At 62.0% G+C, this 15,797-nt stretch carries 13 protein-coding genes; 12 read left to right on the top strand and 1 reads right to left on the bottom strand.

Translation table 11 applies throughout. The features are described from left to right. The first annotated feature begins 464 nt into the window (after positions 1–464). The 4 genes from Q8O35_RS06430 (at position 465) to Q8O35_RS06415 (ending at position 2,014) form a co-directional block, all read left to right on the top strand. Positions 465–890 carry an Hsp20/alpha crystallin family protein gene (locus tag Q8O35_RS06430; protein ID WP_305571819.1) on the top strand — a complete coding sequence of 142 codons (426 nt, stop codon included), beginning with the start codon at positions 465–467 and terminating at the stop codon, positions 888–890. 151 nt (positions 891–1,041) lie between these two features. After that, positions 1,042–1,200 carry a hypothetical protein gene (locus tag Q8O35_RS06425; RefSeq protein ID WP_305571818.1) on the top strand — a complete coding sequence of 53 codons (159 nt, stop codon included), beginning with the start codon at positions 1,042–1,044 and terminating at the stop codon, positions 1,198–1,200. A 72-nt stretch (positions 1,201–1,272) separates the two neighbouring features. After that, positions 1,273–1,512: a hypothetical protein gene (locus Q8O35_RS06420; RefSeq protein WP_305571817.1), complete on the top strand. Its 240-nt coding sequence runs from the start codon at positions 1,273–1,275 to the stop codon at positions 1,510–1,512. A gap of 85 nt (positions 1,513–1,597) precedes the next feature. After that, entirely contained in the window at positions 1,598–2,014 is a 417-nt protein-coding gene (locus Q8O35_RS06415; RefSeq protein WP_305571816.1) for a universal stress protein, read from the top strand. Between the two features lie 236 nt (positions 2,015–2,250). Here the strand turns inward: Q8O35_RS06415 and Q8O35_RS06410 are convergent, their stop codons facing one another. Further along, positions 2,251–2,499, bottom strand: coding sequence for a hypothetical protein (locus Q8O35_RS06410; protein WP_305571815.1), 249 nt, complete (start codon positions 2,497–2,499; stop codon positions 2,251–2,253). Positions 2,500–3,161: 662 nt separating this feature from the next. Between Q8O35_RS06410 and Q8O35_RS06405 the strand changes: the two genes are divergently transcribed. From Q8O35_RS06405 to Q8O35_RS06370, 8 genes are all read left to right on the top strand, one after another. Further along, positions 3,162–3,413: a hypothetical protein gene (locus Q8O35_RS06405; protein WP_305571814.1), complete on the top strand. Its 252-nt coding sequence runs from the start codon at positions 3,162–3,164 to the stop codon at positions 3,411–3,413. Next, on the top strand, positions 3,406–7,086 hold the full coding sequence (locus tag Q8O35_RS06400; protein WP_305571813.1) for a PAS domain S-box protein: 3,681 nt from the start codon (positions 3,406–3,408) through the stop codon (positions 7,084–7,086). Before Q8O35_RS06405 ends, Q8O35_RS06400 begins: the two co-directional genes overlap by 8 nt. Next, positions 7,086–8,636 carry a DUF3369 domain-containing protein gene (locus Q8O35_RS06395; RefSeq protein WP_305571812.1) on the top strand — a complete coding sequence of 517 codons (1,551 nt, stop codon included), beginning with the start codon at positions 7,086–7,088 and terminating at the stop codon, positions 8,634–8,636. Before Q8O35_RS06400 ends, Q8O35_RS06395 begins: the two co-directional genes overlap by 1 nt. A gap of 355 nt (positions 8,637–8,991) precedes the next feature. After that, positions 8,992–12,033, top strand: coding sequence for a formate dehydrogenase-N subunit alpha (fdnG, locus tag Q8O35_RS06390; protein ID WP_305571811.1), 3,042 nt, complete (start codon positions 8,992–8,994; stop codon positions 12,031–12,033). Between the two features lie 62 nt (positions 12,034–12,095). Further along, positions 12,096–12,836 carry a 4Fe-4S dicluster domain-containing protein gene (locus Q8O35_RS06385; RefSeq protein ID WP_305571810.1) on the top strand — a complete coding sequence of 247 codons (741 nt, stop codon included), beginning with the start codon at positions 12,096–12,098 and terminating at the stop codon, positions 12,834–12,836. An 89-nt stretch (positions 12,837–12,925) separates the two neighbouring features. Beyond that, positions 12,926–13,909 (top strand): formate dehydrogenase accessory protein FdhE, encoded by a 984-nt coding sequence (locus Q8O35_RS06380; protein ID WP_305571809.1) that lies wholly within the window; start codon positions 12,926–12,928, stop codon positions 13,907–13,909. 101 nt (positions 13,910–14,010) lie between these two features. Beyond that, on the top strand, positions 14,011–15,054 hold the full coding sequence (locus Q8O35_RS06375) for an XdhC family aldehyde oxidoreductase maturation factor (RefSeq protein WP_305571808.1): 1,044 nt from the start codon (positions 14,011–14,013) through the stop codon (positions 15,052–15,054). A gap of 148 nt (positions 15,055–15,202) precedes the next feature. Continuing rightward, positions 15,203–15,553, top strand: coding sequence for a hypothetical protein (locus tag Q8O35_RS06370; protein WP_305571807.1), 351 nt, complete (start codon positions 15,203–15,205; stop codon positions 15,551–15,553). Positions 15,554–15,797: the final 244 nt, after the last annotated feature.

Genomic DNA, 15,797 nt, shown 5'->3' with positions numbered 1-15,797 from the left:
GGCCTTTCACGCCGTTAACAGGGGTTCAAATCCCCTTGGGGACGCCAAGCAAATCAAAGCGGTTAGGAGAAATCCTGACCGCTTTTTTTGTTTTCAAGAGTTGAAGTTTCAATCGCATCCCCAACCCTGCCCTGTCCTTTTCGTAACAACAAAGCCAAAAACCGGAAATGGCACGCCTGCGCGAGTTGTCGCAAGGCGCAGGAATAGCCATGAAACATAGTCATAGTTTTTTTGTCGTGGCCATATCATGCCAAGAGAGTTGACAAACTTTCTTCTTGCATGTGTTCGCAAAGTGAATATCTTCACATAGCATCCTACTGCTTCCTCCTCTTCCGCCCAAGAGGTCTGGGCGCATCTGCAGAGTAAAAGTTAGACCTCAGTCTGAACAAGCCGGACAGGAGGTTACTATGCTCAAGCAATGGCTCCCCACTCTCCGCAAAAGCTCTGAAGAAACGTTACGCCCCGTGAGCATCGCAAATCTCATGGAGGATTTCTGGCGCAATCCCTTTGGGAATGTCTCGATGTTCGAAGTGTTCCCCAAAAACCTCTTTGCCGGAATGGAAGCGTATCCGGTGGTCAATGTCTCGGAGTCCGAGAAGGAAATCACCGTTGATGCCGAACTGCCCGGCCTTGAGGTCAAGGATGTCGACGTGAGCCTCCAGAACGGCGCCCTGCTCATCACGGGCGAAAAGAAGTTCGAAGGCGAAGAGAAGAAGGACAACTACCACCGTATTGAGCGTAGTTACGGCAAGTTTACCCGGGCTGTGCCCCTGCCCGCCAAGGTCAACGACAAGGGCATCAAGGCCCGTTTCGAGAAGGGCGTGCTCCATGTGACCCTGCCCAAGGCGGAACCATCCGCACCGGCGCAAAAGATTAAGATTGAGAGCTAGCCAGAACGAACGGGCATCAATCAAGGGGGATAAGCCGATGCAAGGTACTTCAAAAGGAACTGGGCGGGCAGCAGCCCCCAGAAAAGTCCAGGCCGCATCTTCGCTCAAAAGTGCTTCCGGAAGCGGCGCAAGGGCCAAAAAGACTAAGGCCGTGACGGAGGTTGTGCTGGCCCGTGTGGAGGCCGTGCGGTTGGCCCAGCGCCAAGAAGGCAACTTCGACTGCTTCGCCACGGCCAAGCAGGGCCACTGCGACCAGGGCAGTTGCCTCTACCGCTCAGAATGCCTGGACTTTTCACAACGAATGCGCTGAAGACGCGCGGCCCACGCTTAGGAACAGAGGCCGGGGCGGAGCAATCCGCCCCGCGATCAAGGGGCGGATAACATGCACTTGAAGGGGAAAAAAGTCTTTACCGGCAAGATGCAGATTGCCAACGGCTGGGAAATTCGACCGTTTGCCGTGCAAATTGCCGAGGGAGCCTATTCGCCAGGACTGTCTGCGCGGGAACACCGTGCGGGCAACAGTGCGAGAAAGGTCGTTATCCTGGAGTCGAAATGCCTGAACAAGGAAGAGGCCTTTGAAATAGCCATGGCCCAAAGCCACCGACTGGAGTGCGGGGCCTGAGGCCGAGCAGAGGCCCTGTACGCGAGAGCGCAAGGATGTATTCAGCCGTGACAGGGGCTGGCTTCCAAACCACAAAGGAGGAGGCATGAAAATATTAGCGGCAGTCGAGCATTCAACGTATTCGACCAAAGCTTTGACGCGTGCTGTGGATCTGGCCAAGAAGGACGGCGCCGAGTTGACGGCCTTGACCGTTGCCGAACTGACACTCGGGATGGTGGAGGTGTTCCCGGATTTCTCCTTCGAGGAAAAGCTCCTGGAGCAAGCCCAAGTCACATCAGACAAAGCCAAGGAGTATGCGCAGAGCAAAGGCGTGGCTCTCCAGACCATTGTCGAAACCAGCTCGTCTGCGGGAGAGTGCATCCTTGCCAATGCCGAAAAAATCGGGGCGGACCTCATCGTCCTAGGGAGCCGCGGGAAAAAGGGTGTCGAACGGTTCCTGCTGGGTAGCGTGGCCACAAAGGTTGCGGCTCATGCCTCCTGCTCTGTCTTGATTGTCAGGTAACGCCTCAGCGCCGAGGTTGACGCCACAAGAACGCCTGATTCTACTCATGTGGATGCTTGCCTGCGGCGCGGAGCAATGTTTACACACACTAGGCCAGCGAAATTCTTCGCTGGCTTTTTTATGGCGCCAAACCCGCCTGTCGCGGCGCCATGTGTACAGTGGGGGATACGCACGTGGCTTGTGGTCGGGCGCAAGAGGCCCAAGGCCAATGACGGTAACGCAGGAGGTGTATCAAATCAGGCTCGGCCACCTTTTTGACGACACAGATGGCTTGTCGCCTCTTCCCATTCCTCGGCAGGCACTTGGGACTTTTCCAATATCTCGAAGAACTCCCCAGGCTCAAGTCGGAAGTCATCCTCCTCCCCATGGCGTTTCTTGAGCCAACAGAGCGTATCCCGCGCCTCATCATGACTACAGGCGTCAAAGCAGGCAATGGGGCGTCGGCCAGCAGCGGAGCATTTGTAGACAAGATAGCGCGTGTCCATTTCACCTCCAAGGGACAAGGGGACCCATGTATGCGTCGCGCACAAGCAAGGCGCAGGTTGTTCGTGCATATTTTTTCGACCCCCAAAGCTCCAAAGGCGTCGCCCCCCTGGTGTTTTGGGCTGATTTTTGATGCTTTCCTCTTAGCCCGTTACAAGCCTCTGAGCAAGAGCGCTGAGGCAATCCATACGAAAGTATGAGCCAAAAGTTGTGCCCCCCACAGCAACACGCTGACATTATTCGCCGAGAGACTGGCGAATGGAAGCTTGCAACGTGGCGCATTGAAAAGGCCACCCAGCGGTGCCCCAACGGAAGGAAGCTCTGCGGATTCAGCTCGACACAAGCTCCAGCCGCACCCGGCACCCCACGGCGCTGGCGCAGCGTTTGAGCCTGTCAACTCTTAACCATCCCTGATTCAATTTCCCTTCGTCAAAGCGCCCACTTAATGCGCCATCTCCGCCAACACGAGAGTGATTTCCGTCGCGAGGGTGCGAAGGCAAATTGGTAGCCTTAAAGCGGCGACGAGTCGCATGTTGTGAAGCTTTCGAAGGTTCTCGTTGCGCAACAGGCGTTTCCCGTTGTACTGTCGACCTGTCGAGCCCTGATCCGCTAACCTGGCAAGGTTCGCATCAGAGCGACGGGTCTTGCGGCCAAGGAGGGGGGAATGGTCAACTGTTGGGGCCGACCGGGGATGTTCTCCTTCGTGTTCGCGGCCCTGCTGCTGGTCTTCAACTGGCCGGTGCTGAGCATCCCCGAAGGGGGTGAGCTGCTCGCCTGGCTCTTCGGAGCGTGGGCGCTGGCCATTGCGTTGCTGCGCTTTGCCGCGCGCGGGGCCCAAGACGCCTGCGCCGACCCGGCGCTGGCGCAGCCACAACAGGACCAGCCCCACCAAGACGCGGGCGCCAGAGATGTTTAGCCCACTGCTGGTCCTCCTGATCCTTGCCGGTTACATCGGCTGCCTGCTGCTGCTGGCTAGCTGGGCCGAGCGCCGCTCCATGTCGGACCGGTCCGTGACGGACAAGCCCTGGGTATACGCCCTCTCCCTGGCGACCTACTGCACAAGCTGGACCTTCTACGGCTCCATCGGCAAGGCTGTGGATTCCGGCCTGCTCTTCCTCACCATATACATAGGCCCCACCATTTCCGCCGCCCTGTGGTGGTATCTGCTGCGCAAGCTCGTGCGCATCAAATCCAGCTTCCATATCACCAGCATCGCAGACATCCTGGCAGCGCGCTACGGCAAGTCCCACCGCATCGCGGCCCTTGCCACCGCCGTGGCCTTCATGGGCAGCGTGCCCTACGTGGCCCTGCAGCTCAAAAGCGTCATATCCACCTTCTCCCTGGTGGCCGGAGGCGACTCCCCCCTGCTCAAATTCGTGGGGCCCCTGATGGTGGCGCTCATGATCACCTACACGATCCTCCTCGGCGTGCGCCGCATGGACCCCACCGACCGGCACCCCGGCATGGTGGCCACAGTCACGGCGGAGGCCATCATCAAGATGGTGGCCCTTCTTTCCGTGGGCGCCTTCGCGCTCATCGCCCTGTACAGCGGCCCGTCAAACCTCATGGACAACCTGTCGCCCGAGAGGCTTACGCAGATCATGCGCCTGAGCACTTCCACAGGTTCGCCCTACGTCACCTGGGCCAGCTACCTGCTGCTGGCAATGTCGGCCATTTTGTTCCTGCCGCACCAGTTCCACTTGGCCGTGGTGGAAAATTCGGACGAGCGGCACATCCTCACCGCCTCCTGGGTGTTCCCCCTCTATCTGCTGCTCATCAACCTCGTCGTGGTGCCCATCGCCCTGGCCGGCCTGGCCTCCGGGCTGGCACCGGCCCAGGCCGACACCTTCGCCCTGGGGCTGCCCCTGGCCCACGGCCAGAGCGCCCTGGCGCTTCTTGTGTTCCTGGGCGGTTTCTCGGCCGCCATGAGCATGGTCATGGTTTCAGCCATGACCAACGCGGTGATGCTGACCAACCACGTCATCCTGCCGGTCATCGACCGCGTGCCCGCCCTTTCAGGCTTGAAGCGCCGCCTGCTGGAATGCCGCTGGGCCTCCGTGGCCTTCCTCATCCTGGTCTCCTACTGGTTCGAGCTGACCATTGGCGACTCGTACATCCTGGTGAACATCGGCATCATCGCCTTTGGCGCTGTGCTGCAGTTCGCCCCGGCCATTCTGGGCGGCATTTTCTGGCGGCGCGGCACCCAGGCCGGCGCCATGGCCGGCCTGAGCGTCGGGGCGCTGCTGTGGATGCACACCCTGCTGCTCCCTGCCCTGTCCAAAGGAGGGCACATCTGGGCCGGACCCGTGCGCGACGGCCTGTTCGGACTGTCCTTCCTGCGATCAGAAGCCATGTTCGGGCTCACCACGCTGGACCCCGTGTCGCACTCGGTGTTTTGGACCCTGGTGTTCAACGTGGGCCTGTACGCCCTGGTTTCGCTATTCACTCGCCAGTCGCCGGAGGAAACCGTCGTGCTGGCCGAGTTCACAGGGCTGCCCGGCGTGGCCGAACGCAAGGCAAGCCTCCTGGCCGAGGACGACATCGACCTTGCGGAGAAGCGCAGGCTCATGGAGGAGCCTCTGTGCGAGTATCTGCCCAAGGCCGAAGCCAGCGGGCTCATCGAAGACTGCATGCGCACCGTTGGCCTCCTGAACCGCACCAAAACCTCCGTGACCGCACTGGCCGGCCTGTACGCCGAGGTGGAGAAAGCCTTCTCCGGCGTGGTTGGCGCCGCAGCCGCCCACAAGGCTCTGGCCAAGGCTGGCGTGTTCTCCGTCGATGAGACCAGACTTTTGAGCGATGTCTACGGCGGCATGCTGGCGCGCATGCGCATCACCCCGGACGAGATGGTCCGGCGCATCGACTACCACATTGAGCGCGAGCGCCTGCTGACCCTCCATGCGGATGAGTTGAGGGAGACCATCCGCCTGCGCGAGCAGGAGATTCTTGAACGCAGGCGCGTGGAGGAAGCCCTGCGCAAGGCGGAAGAAAACTACCGCAGCATCTTCATGAACGCGCCCGAGGGCATATTCCAGTCAACGCCCCAGGGGCAGCTGCTCTCGGCCAACCCGGCCATGGCCCGCATCCTGGGCTATGGCTCGGCGGAGGAGCTCCTGTACTCGGTGGGAGACCTTGGCCGGGATGTCTATGCCTTCCCCCTGAGCCGCGAAAAAATTATGCTCGCCCTGATGCAAGGCGGCGCTGTGGACGGCATGGAGCTGACCATGCAACGCAAGGACGGCAGCCTCATCTGGGCCTCCATCATCGCCCGGGCCGTGCGCGACGAGTCGGGCTCCATTGTCCGCGTCGAGGGCCTGCTGGCCGACGTGACCGAACGCAAGCGCGCAGTGGAGGAACTGCGCGACAGCGAGGCGCGCATCCGCGCCCTGTTCGACGCCACCTCGGACTCCGTCATCCTCATGGACACCGAGGGCCGCATCCTGGCCATCAACGAGCGCGGCGCCAGCCGGCGCGGCCTGGCGCCGGAAGACATGGTGGGGCACATCATCTACGACCACCTGCCGACCAACGCTGCGGAGATTCGCAGGCTGCAAACCCAGGAGGCCCTGCGCACCAGGAGCCCACGAACCTTCGAGGAGGAGCGCGGAGGCTTTTACTACGCCATCACCATCTACCCCATCATGGAATCTGACGGGGAGCCCAGGCAGTTGGCCAGCTTCTCCCGCGATATAACGGCCCAGCGCGAATCCGAGGAAACCATCCGCCGCATGAACGAGAGCCTGGAACTGCGCGTACGTGAACGCACGCGACAGTTGGAAGAGGCCAATCAGGAACTCAAGCACGCCCTGGACCAGCTGACCACCGCCCACAAGCAGCTTGTGGAGTCGGAGAAGATGGCCTCCCTCGGCGGCCTGGTGGCCGGCGTGGCGCATGAGATCAACACGCCGGTGGGCATCGGCGTCACCGCGGCCTCTCACCTGGAGGACAAGACCAAGAACATCCTGGTGGAATACAAGGCCGGAGGGCTCAAGCGCGCCAGCCTGGAGCAATATCTGAACGTCTGCGACGAATCCACGCGCATGATCCTGTCGAACCTCAAACGCGCTGCGGAACTCATCCGCAGCTTCAAGCAGGTGGCTGTGGACCGCTCCACCGAGGACCGGCGCGTGTTCCACCTGCGCGCCTACCTGGACGAGATCCTGATGTCCCTGCGACCGCATCTGAAAAAGACCGAGCATACAGTGTCGGTCATCTGCGACCCGAAACTGATCATGGACAGCTACCCCGGCGCGCTCTCCCAGATCATCACCAACCTTGTGATGAACTCCCTCGTGCATGCCTTCGAACCGGGCGAGGCTGGCCGCATCACCATTTCCGCCGCGCAGGACAGAGACCAAGTGCAGATAAATTATGCTGATAACGGCAAAGGAATTCCCAACGAGAACCTGGACAAGATTTTTGAGCCATTCTATACAACTCGCAGAGGCAGAGGAGGAACAGGACTCGGCCTGCACATCCTCTACAATCTGGTGACGCAGAAACTGGGTGGAACCGTGCGCTGCGAAAGCACGCCCGGACAGGGAACTTCCTTCACACTCTTGTTACCGCAAGGTTGGCGTGATCTCTAATGACGGAAAAATCAGACGACCTTCTGCTCTTCCAGGACGACGAGGCCGACCGCGCGACCATCTGGGCGCCTGGGGCCTGGAAAGTGCTCATTGTGGACGACGAAGCCGAGGTCCACAACGTCACCCGCTTGGTGCTTGGAGGCTTTCGCTACAAAAACCGGGGCCTTGAATTCCTCAGCGCCTACACTGGCGCGGAAGCCAAGGACGTGCTCAAGGCCAACCCGGACATAGCCGTCATCCTGCTGGATGTGGTGATGGAGGAGAACGACACCGGGCTCAAGCTGGTGAAGTACATCCGCGAAGACATGGAGAACCGCTTCGTGCGCATCATCCTGCGCACCGGCCAGCCCGGCCAGGCCCCGGAGGAGCGCGTCATCCTCGAATACGACATCAACGACTACAAGGAAAAGACCGAACTCACGGCGCAAAAGCTGCTCACGGCCATCGTTTCCGCCCTGCGCACCAGCAGCGACATCGCCACCATCGAGGCCAACCGCCTGGGCCTGGAGAAGATCATCGAAGCCTCGGAGAACATCTTCGAGCTGCAGTCCATGGAGAAGTTCTCCACCGGGGTGCTCGCCCAGCTCATCTCCATTCTCGACCTGAACCGCAACGCCATCGTCTGCCAGGCCTCCGGCTTTGCCGCTGTGAACGAGAAAGGCCACTTCAACATCCTCGCCGCAACGGGCGAGTACCAGCCCTTTGTGCGCCACAACGTGGAAGAGGTGGTTCCCCCCAAGGTGTACTCGCAATTCGAGCAGGCCGTGAAGAACCGCACCAGCCTGTTCTTCGACGGCAAGCGCTACATCGGCTATTTCCGCAGTCAGAACGATTCGGAGAGCGTCATCTACCTTGAGGGCTGCAAGGAGCTTACCGAGATGGACCTGCAATTGGTGGAGATATTCTTCGCCAACGTGTCCATCGCTTTCGACAATCTCCACCTGAACAAAGAAGTTGAGGACACACAGCGGGAAATCGTGCTCACCCTGGGTGAGACCATCGAGTGGCGCTCCCAGGAAACAGGCAACCACGTAAGGCGCGTGGCGGAGTACATCTACATTCTGGCCCGCAAGTACGGCCTGCCCGAGACCGAGGCCGCCCTGCTGCGGCTGGCAGCGCCCATGCACGATGTGGGCAAGCTCGGCATCCCCGACTTCATCCTGAACAAACCCGCCGAACTGACCCCGGCGGAGTTGGCCACCATCAAAAACCACCCCGCCATCGGCTACGAGATCCTCAAGGGTTCGCATCGCGAGTTGCTCAAGGCTGCGGCCATCATCTGCCTCCAGCACCACGAGCGCTACGACGGCAAAGGCTACCCAAGCGGCCTCGCGGGCGAGGACATCCACATATACGGTCGGCTGGCAGCCGTTTCGGACGTGTTCGACGCCCTCATGAGCGACCGAATCTACCGCCCGGCTTGGTCCCTGGAGCAGGTGGTGAAGCACTTCAAAGCCGAGCGCGGCCTGCACTTCGACCCCCTGGCGACCGACCTGCTGCTGGACAACCTGGACAGTTTTCTCAAGGTGCGCGAAATGTACAAGGGCTAGCATCCCTGGTCCTGCCGCCTCCTGCCGCACGGCTCCGCCGTTGCGGGCGCATGCGCAGCAAGCATACTACCCAGCCTTCACGAGCCTGCAAGCCCGGCTCGCGCCTTACGCGTGAGACCAACCAGCCAGGGACGACTTCGGCGGCGGTCTCCCATGCCCTCACCACAAAATACGTCCACGATGACAGCGCCACGCTCACATGCGCGCCCGGAGCGGGACATAAAGCAGCGCCCAAATATGTGCGAACCCGTTGACGCACCTGCCAACCTATGCCAGGATTACCATACTCGTATATTGTCGTTGGTCTGGGCTTGGCGGTCAGCCATGGCCCGTGTTGATGCAAAAAGGAGGGAGCATGAGCGTATCACGGCGAGGATTCATCAAGCTGCTCGGAGCGGGCACAGCCTGCCTCGGGCTGTCGAGGCTAGGGCTCGATGTGCGCCCGGCATTGGCCTATTCGACGCAGATGAAAACCGCCGGAGCCAAAGAGGTGGTGTCCACCTGCCCCTACTGCTCCTGCGGCTGCAACATCATAATGTTCGTCAAGAACGGCAAGTTCATAAGCTCCGAGGGCGACCCGGACTACCCCGTGAGCGAAGGCTCCCTGTGCGCCAAGGGCGCGGCCTTCCGCGCCCTGCACATCAACGAGCACCGCATCGTGAAGCCCTTGTACCGCGCGCCCGGCGCAACGGACTGGGTGGAAAAGGACTGGGGCTTCATGCTCTCCAGCATCGCCAAGCGCATGAAGGACACCCGCGACCGTGACTTCGTGACACAAAACGCCAAGGGCCAGGCCGTGAACCGCCTGGACACAGTCATGCACCTGGGCAGCGCCCTCATGGACAACGAGGAGTGCGCAGTCACGGTCCAGATGCTCAGAGCCCTGGGGGTCTACCAGATAGACCATCAGGCAAGGGTCTGACACAGCCCCACTGTACCGGCTCTGGCAGAGTCGTTCGGACGCGGCGCAATGACCCAGCACTGGATTGACATCAAGAATTCCAACGCAATTCTCATCATGGGCAGCAACGCTGCCGAGCACCACCCCATCTCCTTCAAGTGGGTGCTGCGCGCAAAGGATATGGGCGCAAAGGTGATCCACGTGGATCCCAAGTTCTCTCGCACTAGCGCCCGCAGCGACCATCACGTGCCCCTGCGCTCCGGAACAGACATCGCCTTCCTGGGCGGCATGCTGCGCTACATCCTGGAGAAAAATCTGTACTTCAAGGAGTACGTCACCGAGTACACCAACGCCAGCTTCATCCTCGGCGCAGACTACGACTTCAAGGACGGCCTGTTCAGCGGCTATGACCCTGTCACCCGCGTGTACGACCGCAAGAAGTGGGACTTCGTCAAGGATGAGAACGGCGTGTCCAAGCGCGACAAGACCCTCAAGGATCCGCGCTGCGTGTTCCAGGTGATGAAGAAGCACTATGACCGCTACACCCTTGACCTGGTGAGCCAGGTGACGGGCGTTTCCAAAAAGAACCTGCTCCTGGTGTACGACACCTTCGGCGCCACGGGCAAGCCGGACCGCGCCGGCACCATGATGTACGCCCTGGGCTGGACCCAGCACACTGTGGGCACCCAGAACATCCGCCTGGCGGCCATGATCCAGCTTTTGCTGGGCAACATCGGCGTGGCGGGCGGCGGCATCAACGCCCTGCGCGGCGAACCAAACGTGCAGGGCTCAACAGACCACGCCGTGCTCTGGGACATCCTGCCCGGCTACATTCCCGCGCCGCTGGCCACCCAGGCCACCCTGGCGGACTACAACAAGTCCATCATGCCCAAGACCAGCGACCCCATGAGCATAAACTGGAAGGCCAACCAGCCGAAATACGCAGTGAGCCTGTTCAAGGGCTGGTTCGGCGAGGCCGCCACCCCGGCCAACGACTACGGCTACGCCTGGACGCCAAAGGTCGAGCCGGGCGAGCAGTACGCCAGCATGTTCATGTTCGACCGCCTGTACAAAAAGCAGATCAAGGGCGCGTTCATTCTGGGGCACAACCCGGCCCAGAGCATGCCCAACAGCCACAAGATCAGGAAGTCCCTGCAGAACCTGGACTGGCTGGTCATGGGCGAGGTGCATCTCACCGAAACCACAGACTTCTGGCGCGGCCCCGGCGTGGATCCCAAGAAGATCAACACCGAGGTGTTCCTGCTGCCCTGCTGCCACCGCGGCGAAAAGGACGGCACCACCACCAATTCCGGGCGCTGGATCATGTGGCACCACAAGGGCATTGAGCCCATGGGCCAGAGCAAGAGCATGGGCCAGATCGAGGTGGAGATCTTCCACGCCGTGCGCGACCTGTACAAGAAGGACGGCGGCGTATTCCCCGAGCCCATCCTGAACCTGGACCTGGACCGCGTGTATGATGCGGAAAAGACCGCCAGGAAGATCAACGGCTGGTTCACCCGCGACGCCGAGGTGAACGGACGCAAGTTCAAGAAGGGCGACCAGGTGCCCAGCTTCGCCTTCCTGACGGACGACGGCAGCACCAACAGCCTGTGCTGGATCTACACCGGCAGCTACCCGGAAGCGGGCAAGAACCTGAGCAAGCGGCGCGACCACACCCAGACGCCCATGCAGGCCAAGCTGGGGCTCTTCCCCAACTTCTCCTTCGCCTGGCCGGTGAACCGGCGCATCATCTACAACCGCGCCAGCGTGGACGTGAACGGCAAGCCCTTCAACCCCGACCTGCCCGTGGTCCTGTGGGACGGCAGCCAGTGGGTGGGCGACGTTGTGGACGGCGGCGGACCTCCCATGGCCCTGAAGGGCGGCAAGTATCCGTTCATCATGCACACGGAAGGCCATGCACAGCTCTTCGGCCCTGGCCGGGTGGACGGGCCGCTGCCCGAGCACTACGAACCGGCGGAAACCCCGCTGGCCAAGAACCCCTTCGGCAAGCAGATGAGCAACCCGGCCATCCGCTGGATCGCGAGCGACATGGACAAGTTCGCCAAGAACGCAGACCCGCTCTACCCCATCGTGCTCACCACCTACAGCCTCACCGAACACTGGTGCGGCGGCTCGGATTCGCGCAACACCAAGGTGCTGCTTGAGGCCGAACCCCAGCAGTATATAGAGATGAGCCACGAGCTGGCCAAGGAAAAGGGCATCAAAAACGGCGACGTGGTCGAGGTGGAGAGCATCCGCGGCAAGACCCAGGCCGTGGCCATGGTCACGGTGCGCGTGGTGCCCTTCAAGATCATGGGCAAGACCGTGCACCTGGTGGGAATGCCCTTCGCCTTCGGCTGGACCACGCCGGGCGTGGGCGACGCCACCAACAGGCTTACGCCGACTGTGGGCGACCCAAACACCTACATCCCGGAGTACAAGGCTTCGCTGGTGAACATCCGCAAGGCCGCCAAGGTCACCGAGCTCGAGAGATAACCGCCCGCCCGGCGGACCCTGCGAGACGGGGCCGCCGGGCAGGCGCACAAGGGAGATGCGCCATGCCCAAGACGTTTCTGATCGACACCTCGCGCTGCACAGCCTGCCGGGGCTGCCAAATCGCCTGCAAGGAATGGAAAGACTTCCCGGCCGTGCACACCAAGCAGACCGGCACGCACCAGAATCCGCCCGACCTGGGCCCCTACAACTACAAGCTCATCCGCTTCAAGGAATACAAGATGAAGGACCGGGTGGAGTGGCTGTTCTTCCCGGAACAGTGCCGCCACTGCCACGCCCCTGGCTGTAAAGAAGGCGCGGACGCCATCCTGCCCGGAGCCATCATCAAGGACGAGGCCACCGGGGCCGTGCTGTACACGGACCTGACGAAAAAGTTCACGCCCAAGCAGGCCGAGGACGTGCGCGCCATGTGCCCGTACAACATCCCCCGCTGGAGCAAGGACGAGGGCAAGCTCACCAAGTGCGACATGTGCTTCGACCGCATCACCAACGGCAACGTGCCCGCCTGCGTGAAGACCTGCTGCACGGGCTGCATGAACTTCGGCGAGCGCGACGCCATGCTCAGGCTGGCCCAGGAGCGCCTGGACAAGGTCAAAAAGACCTACCCCAAGGCCCAGCTGCTGGACCCCGACGACGTGAGCGTGATCTTCCTGGTCACCGAGTCGCGCAAGCTCTACCATGACTTTGCCGAACGCAAGGAGCAGCCGAAGACGCAGTACGCGGACATGAACCGCCAGGAATTCCTGACGGCCATGACCAAACCGTTCAAGAACCTGCTGGGCTAAGCGACAACAAGGCCAAAAACGCAGCATGGGCCGTGCCGCCGTAAAGGCAGTGCGGCCTGTGTCATTTCACCACCACCAACGGAGCGTGCATGCGGCAGACACTCAAGCATCAAGAACGGTTGTTCGATGTGGACGAGGCCCTGGAAGAAATCAAGGGCCGCCGCCCCGCCATGGCGGACATCGCCACCTCCTTCGCCATCCTGCAAAAGGCCCGCCTGGCCGTCCGGGAAGCCCTGCCCGCCACAAGCCTGCTGGAAAGCCCGCCCGCCGCCGCCGTTTTGGCCTCCGGCCTGCCGCTTCTGGCAGAGTACCTGAACACCTTGGCGCAGCCGCCGGTCACGCTGGTGGAGCGCTTCCACGCGGCGGCCAAGGTCATCCTGCCCGCAGAGGCCCAGGCCTTCCCCAAGCTGGCTGCGGATCTGGCCCGGCTGGCCGTGCTGCTCGATTCCCCTGGCGCAGGGCCGGACCAAGGCTCCGGCCTGGCAGCAGCGCTTCTGGCGGCCATCGCCCCTGGCGAGGAGGATGCAGCCCGGCAGACCGTGGAGGACATCGCCGCCCGGCTGCACCTCGCCCCAGTGGTCCTGCACATGACCGCCACCGAATCCCTGCTGGCCGTGCTGACCCACGAATCCGAGCAGCTGGGCCCCCTGGTGGACCAGGAAGCCTGGCGGCGCGGCTACTGCCCCGTGTGCGGAGGCGGGCCGGACGTTGGCATTCTGAAAGAGGGCAAGGAGGACTCGGAGTTCCTCATCGCCAAGGCCGGACAGCTGTGGTTCCACTGCAGCCAGTGCGCGGCCCTGTGGCGGTTTCCGCGCCTGCGCTGCGCCTCCTGCGACTGCGAGGATCCCTCGCGCATGGAGATCCTCATGGCCGAGGACGACGCACGCTCCGAGCAGGAGCAGGCCCACCTGTGCCAGGACTGCAAGACCTATTACACCACCGTGAACCTCGTTGACCGCACGGACCGCGTGAACCTTGAGATGCTGCCCATACGCCTGCTGCACCTTGAGGTGCTGGCGCAGGAACGCGGCTTCGCGCCCATGGCTCCCTCGCCCTGGAACACGCTCACCTGACCCTGGCCGCCCCTATTCCCCCCACCGGCTCCCCGTGCTAGTGGTCCTTGTGTCCGGCGCCCCTGCGCCGAACACAAGGACCGACAAGGCTGCCGCACCGCATGAACCACACGCTCCCCCCCCTGCTGGATTCCCTTGAACGAGGTCAGAGCCTCGTGCGCGCCACAATCCTGGCCCACGAGGGCAGCACCCCGCGCTCCGCAGGCAGCAGCATGCTGCTGACGGCTGACAGTCAGCCCCACCTGAGGATACTCGCCGGGACCGTGGGCGGGGGCCTGGTGGAGGCGCGCGTCATGGACAGCGCCGCGCTGGTGCTTGCAGACGGCCTGCGCCGCATGGAATCCTTCGACCTCACGGGCGAGCTGGCAGCAGGAGCGGACATGATCTGCGGAGGCAGACTGCGGGTGTTTCTGGAACTCCTTGTTCCGCAGGAGCTGCACCTGTTCCGCAGCCTCAACGCCTGCCTTGAACGCGGCGAGCGCGCCCTGCTGCTCACGCCGCTGGACCACGGGCCGCGCTTCCTGTTGAGGGCGGACGCCCTGCCCCTTTGCACAAACAAAGACACAATCCTGCACCCGACTCTGCAAGAGTCCGCCCGGCAGCAGGGCGTTGGCATCAAAACGCCCACCCTCCTCTCCGTTGATGGCGCACGCTACTTGCTGGAGCCCTGGGTCGCCGCCAGCCCCCTGACCATCCTCGGGGCCGGGCACGTGTCGCGCCCCACGGCCCTGGTGGCAGCCCTGGCGGGCTTCCGCGTGCTGGTGCTGGACGACAGGCCTGATTTCGCCAACGCACAGCGCTTCCCCCAGGCGGAAACCCGCGTGCTGCAGAGCTTCGCCGACGCCCTTTCCGGTGCGCACACAGGCCCCGGCGCATTCCTGGTCATCGTCACGCGCGGACACATGCACGATGCCGATGTGCTGGCCCAGGCACTGCGCACCAAGGCCGGGTACATCGGCATGATCGGCAGCCGGCGCAAGCGCGATGCAATCTACGAGCGTCTGCGCGGGCAAGGCTTCACCGATGCGGACCTGGCGCGCGTGCGCTGCCCCATCGGCCTGGGCATCGACGCCGAAACACCTGAAGAAATCGCCGTGAGCATCGTCGCCGAGCTAATCCAGGCGCGCGCGAGGATTGGCGGATAACGATCAGAAAAGAAAAGAGAATATTTTTCCGGGGGGGATGATTCCCCCGGCACCCCTCATGGCAATGGAAGCCCAGCGGGGCAGGAAGGGCAAGAAATACGCGAACCTTTTCCAAAAACTCGCGCGTTTTTCAGTTTACGGTGGGACCATGGGCTATCACAACGCCACCCAGGACAAGGCGAGGAAGAACGGCCTCCGGCCCTGGGCGCACTACCTCACGTGCAATTCCGCTCATGCCGGGCATGGCTGCTCGAATCGCTGGAACCTCAACTACTTGTACCTCGATAACTTTGTTCTCTCCGGCATCATGGATGACCTCGACATCGTCTCCGCCGCCGACATCCACGATGACGAACTCAAGCAGCACGAGATCCGCGTTGCCACCCTTGAGGCGCAGCTTGATCACGTCACGGTTTCGATCCAGAAGTTTATGACTATGCTCAAAACTAATAACCTCGCTGGCATAGAGGAAATCTTGCAAGAGCTCACGGAGCTGTAGCCTGAGCGACATACTTTGAACGACCAATTGGCTCAAGCGCGCGCCATGCGACTTCGGCTCCCCAGGCTGCGGAAGATTCGAGACAATTCCGCTTTCTCATCGGGAGCTTCGGGCAGCCAGTCGGTCCAGGCGAGGACGTTCCGGCGCACGAAGCGTTCGCGGAGGGTGTCGGGATGGGCGTCAAGGGGATTCCCTAGGCAGCGGCGGCAGCAACTCCGCCGATACATTTTCTCTGCAGCTCCTC

Source organism: Humidesulfovibrio sp., assembly GCF_030689645.1.
Taxonomy (GTDB): Bacteria; Desulfobacterota; Desulfovibrionia; order Desulfovibrionales; family Desulfovibrionaceae; genus Humidesulfovibrio.
This window is presented reverse-complemented; position numbering and strand designations above follow the sequence as displayed.